The organism is Kitasatospora sp. NPDC002965, from assembly GCF_040611255.1.
In the GTDB taxonomy this organism is placed as follows: Bacteria; Actinomycetota; Actinomycetes; order Streptomycetales; family Streptomycetaceae; genus Kitasatospora.
The window spans coordinates 1-4222 of sequence record NZ_JBEXNT010000267.1 but is presented as its reverse complement, the minus strand read 5'-3'; the positions used below and the strand labels follow the sequence as shown (position 1 = coordinate 4222).

Genomic DNA, 4222 nt, shown 5'->3' with positions numbered 1-4222 from the left:
GGCGGCCGGTGGTCCGGGCGGGACGCTGCCGGCCGGCCGGACGGCGGCTCCGGGCCGCCCCTCGGTGCCGCGCGCGGTGAGCGGCCGGGTCGCCCCGGGGGCGGCTGCGGCGGCGCCACCCGGGGCAGCCCCGTTCCGCTCCGCCGCGGCGTCGCGTGCCGTACTGCCGTCGGAGGAGCCGCGGTTCCGTCCGAACGTCCCGCCGGAGGCTCCGCCCGCCGCGGTGCCGCGCGCGGCGAGCTCGCTCAGCCGCTCGTGCAGGGCGGCGGCGCCGGGCCGTTCGGCGGGCTCCTTGGCCAGGCAGGCCCGGATCAGCGGTGCCAGCTGGGGCGGTACCGCGGTGAGGTCGGGTTCCTCGTGGACGACCCGGTAGAGCATGACCTCCGAGGAGGCGCCCGAACCGAACGGGGTGTCGCCGGTGAGCGCGTACGCCAGGGTGGCCCCGAAGGCGAAGACGTCGGTCGCGGGCGTGACGGCGGCCCCCCGGACCTGCTCGGGCGCGAGGAAGCCCGGGGAGCCGACCGCCGTGCCGACGTGGGTCAGGGTGCTGGCCCCGCGGGACCAGGCGATACCGAAGTCGATGATGCGCGGGCCGCGTGGCGAGAGCAGGATGTTGGACGGCTTGAGGTCCCGGTGGACGACCCCGGCCTCGTGCACCTTGACCAGCCCGTCGGCGAGCGCGGCTCCGATCCGGGCCGCTTCGGGCCAGCTCAGCGGTCCGTCGTCGCCGACCCGCTTGTACAGCGACGGCCCGGGGACGTACGCGGTGGCCAGCCAGGGGCGGTCGGCCTCGATGTCGGAGCCCATCACGCGGGCGGTGCAGGCGCCCCGGATCTTGGAGGCGGCGGCGATCTCGCGGGCGAAGCGGGTGCGGAACTCGATGTCCTCGGCCAGTTCGGCCCGGATCAGCTTGAGTGCGACGCGCTGCCCCCGGCGGTCCGAGCCGAGATAGACCACCCCCATCCCACCGGCTCCCAGCCGCCGGTGCAGACGGTACGGCCCGACGATGCGGGGGTCCTCACGCCTCAGCCGCATCATCGCCATCTTCGTTCCCCGTCAGACCGTGGGTGAGGCCCCGTCGGTTGGGGCGTCGTCAGTTCCTGTCTGGCACAGCTTACGGACTGCCTGCTGCGGTGTGCTGATACGCAACACCTCAAGCCACCGTCCGATAGTCCGATCTTGGACTGACCTCGGGACGGCGACTGCTGAAACGTTTCTCGGGGTCGCCCCTCAGGGTTCCCCCGGGGGTGCGGCGGAGGACGTCTCCCCCTGCGGTAGTAGTCCCCAGGTCCGAGCGTCATCCTCCGGGAGGCCCGGAGAACAGTACGACGGCATGACGCCCACCGAACCCCTCGGGCCATAGCGTTGTCCTCAGCGGTGGACGGGGAGCTCGTCCCCCGAGGTAAGCCGTCCACCGCGTCCACCTTCACACAGAACTGCTCACGAATCAGGAGTCAGGGCATGGCAGCGCAGCTCACGGGAACGACCTCCCGCCGCCGTCGGCCGGCCTTCACTCAGCCCCAGGCCGCGGAGCCCACCAGGCACCCGGCCGTGGCGGTGGCCATGGCACTGCCCTGCGCGGTGCTGCTGGTCAGCCTGTTCGGGGGCTGGGAGCAGATGGCGACCCAGGCTCAGGCGGTCGCCGATCTGATCGGCCACTGACCCACCGGCCGGGACCGGTCGGCCTCCGGGCCGGCCCACAGAACGGGCACTGAATCCCCTGGGGACGGGGAGCCGGTGCCGCCGGGGAGGCCGCGACCGCGTTGACACGCGGACGGGCGAGAGCGGTGCGCAGAGCACCCCGGCAGGAGGAGATGCCGCGTACGGTCGTCGGTGAGGGCGACCGTACGCGGCTCTTCTGTCTTTCGAGGCTGTCGGCCGACCCCCCGACGCTTCCCCCGCGTCCGCACGGGACCCGCAGCCGGGCACGTGGTTCGGGCGGTCCGGAGCATGCAAAAGGCCGGGGCCGCGACTCTTCAGAGTCGCGGCCCCGGCCGTTACTGTGCGCGATACTGGGATTGAACCAGTGACCCCTACCGTGTCAAGGTAGTGCTCTCCCGCTGAGCTAATCGCGCCTGGTGCGGCGGTCCTGCAGCAGACCCCGAAGGGTCCGACGTGCGCGATACTGGGATTGAACCAGTGACCCCTACCGTGTCAAGGTAGTGCTCTCCCGCTGAGCTAATCGCGCGGGGAGGTCACCCGGTGGAACCGGGAGTCCTCTTGGAGGTGGAGACGGGATTTGAACCCGTGTAGACGGCTTTGCAGGCCGTTGCCTCGCCTCTCGGCCACTCCACCAGGCAACACTCGAAGAACGATCTTACACTGTTCTCCATCGAGCGGACGACGAGATTCGAACTCGCGACCCTCACCTTGGCAAGGTGATGCTCTACCAACTGAGCCACGTCCGCCTGTCTCCCGGGACCTTCACCGTTTTTCTCGGCTGCGCTCCCTGGCGACGTGTTGAACTCTAGCGGATTCCCGGGCCAGCTAAAAATCCGTTCCCGCAGCGTGCCGCCGGGGTGCCCGCCGGGCGGCCGCGGGCCGGGTCCGCGCCGACCTCGCGGGACGGCCCCGTCGGGAGGCGAACGGCACCCTGCGTGACACCCGCAGGTCATCCGGCGCACGCCCGCGCGATGCCCGACTCTGCTCACGCCCCCCGACCTACACTTCAGGCACCGCAACCGAGCAAGCCCGTGCAGGAGACCCGTGTCCGGCCACCCCGCCCCCCACATCCCCCTCGCCCGCTTCGGCGGCCGCCTCGCGACCGGGCTGCGCGACGTCACCTCGGATCCGGCGGCCCTCGACTCCGCCGGCTACTGGGCCGTCGTCCACGACTTCGAGGGCCGGCTCACCTGTGCCCGCTTCGACGACGTCCGCCCGGCCCCCGCGCCCCCGTCCGGCGCGGGCTGGCGGGGACCGGCCGCCGACCGCTGGCGCAGCTCGCTCGACCACGCCTCCTACACCGCGGGCGTCCGCCGGATCCGGGAGCACATCGCGGCCGGCGAGGTCTACCAGGCGAACCTCTGCCGCGTGCTGTCCGCGCCGCTGCCGGACCCGGACCGCACCGACGTCGACGCCCTCACCGGCCTGCTCGCGCACGGCAACCCCGCGCCCTACGCCGGCACCGTCCGGCTGCCCGGCCACGGCGTGGAGATCGCCACCGCCTCGCCCGAGCTGTACCTGCGCCGTACCGGCCGCACCGTCTCCTCCGGCCCGATCAAGGGCACCGGCCGCACCGAGGACGACCTCCTCGACAAGGACCACGCCGAGAACGTGATGATCGTCGACCTGGTCCGCAACGACCTCGGACGGGTCTGCGCCACCGGCAGCGTCAGCGTCCCGGACCTCTGCGCCGTCGAGAAGCACCCCGGCCTGGTCCACCTGGTCTCCACCGTCGAAGGGACCCTGCGCGAGGACGCCGGCTGGCCCGAACTGCTCTCCGCGACCTTCCCGCCCGGCTCGGTGACCGGGGCCCCCAAGTCCAGCGCCCTGCGCATCATCGAGGCGCTGGAGACCGCCCCGCGCGGCCCCTACTGCGGGGCCGTCGGCTGGGTCGACGCCGACCGCGGCGAGGGCGAACTCGCCGTCGGCATCCGCACCTTCTGGATCGACCGGACCGACCCGGCCGCCCCCGAGCTCCGCTTCGGCACCGGTGCCGGCATCACCTGGGGATCCGACCCCGACCGCGAGTGGGCGGAAACCGAACTGAAGGCCGCCCGCCTGGTCGCGATAGCGTCGGGCACCGACACCCCCACCGACTGAGAGCGGGAACGCCCCGGCGCGGTCTCCGGACCCCGGCCGGAACCGACCCGCCCACGCCCCACCCACGAGGAGCAGCCCTCGATGCAGCACCCCACCACCAGCTGGGTCAACGGGTCCCTCGTCGACTCCGCCGACCCCGCCCTGTCCGTCCTCGACCACGGACTCACCACCGGCGACGGAGTCTTCGAGACCCTGAAGTCCGTCGACGGCCGGGCCTTCGCGCTCACCCGCCACCTCGACCGGCTCACCCGCTCGGCCCGCGGCCTCGGCCTGCCCGATCCCGACCACGACCGGGTCCGCGAGGCCTGCGCCCAGGTCCTCGACGCCAACCCCGTGCCGCTCGGCCGGCTGCGCGTCACCTACACCGGCGGCGGGGGCCCGCCCGGCCGCCCGCGCCGGGGCCGGGGCCCCACCCCGGTAGGGTCGCGCGGGCCCCCGGCCCGCCGCCCCCCCCCACCCC

At 73.4% G+C, this 4222-nt stretch carries 4 protein-coding genes and 4 tRNA genes; 3 read left to right on the top strand and 5 right to left on the bottom strand.

Annotation, left to right across the window (positions count from 1 at the left end; translation table 11 throughout):
- Nucleotides 1-1044 (bottom strand): serine/threonine-protein kinase (locus ABZY91_RS41540; RefSeq protein WP_355409383.1); only part of this gene is annotated, 1044 nt, incomplete at its 3' end.
- 417 nt (nucleotides 1045-1461) lie between these two features.
- Between ABZY91_RS41540 and ABZY91_RS41535 the strand changes: the two genes are divergently transcribed.
- Entirely contained in the window at nucleotides 1462-1662 is a 201-nt protein-coding gene (locus ABZY91_RS41535) for a hypothetical protein (protein ID WP_329882283.1), read from the top strand.
- 341 nt (nucleotides 1663-2003) lie between these two features.
- Here ABZY91_RS41535 and ABZY91_RS41530 read toward each other — a convergent pair.
- The 4 genes from ABZY91_RS41530 to ABZY91_RS41515 form a co-directional block, all read right to left on the bottom strand.
- Nucleotides 2004-2075, bottom strand: a tRNA-Val gene (locus tag ABZY91_RS41530).
- Between the two features lie 41 nt (nucleotides 2076-2116).
- Nucleotides 2117-2188, bottom strand: a tRNA-Val gene (locus ABZY91_RS41525).
- A 33-nt stretch (nucleotides 2189-2221) separates the two neighbouring features.
- Nucleotides 2222-2295, bottom strand: a tRNA-Cys gene (locus ABZY91_RS41520).
- 40 nt (nucleotides 2296-2335) lie between these two features.
- Nucleotides 2336-2408, bottom strand: a tRNA-Gly gene (locus tag ABZY91_RS41515).
- A gap of 298 nt (nucleotides 2409-2706) precedes the next feature.
- Between ABZY91_RS41515 and ABZY91_RS41510 the strand changes: the two genes are divergently transcribed.
- The gene (locus ABZY91_RS41510; protein WP_355409381.1) at nucleotides 2707-3762 is read left to right on the top strand and encodes a chorismate-binding protein; all 1056 of its coding nucleotides are present in this window, start codon (nucleotides 2707-2709) and stop codon (nucleotides 3760-3762) included.
- 81 nt (nucleotides 3763-3843) lie between these two features.
- Nucleotides 3844-4222, top strand: a 379-nt coding sequence (locus ABZY91_RS41505) for an aminotransferase class IV (RefSeq protein ID WP_355409379.1), incomplete at its 3' end; no start/stop codon positions are given.

Excerpts from the sequence above, each read along its gene's own strand:
- ABZY91_RS41535 (WP_329882283.1), top strand. The coding sequence starts at position 1,462 with ATGGCAGCGCAGCTCACGGGAACGACCTCCCGCCGCCGTCGGCCGGCC.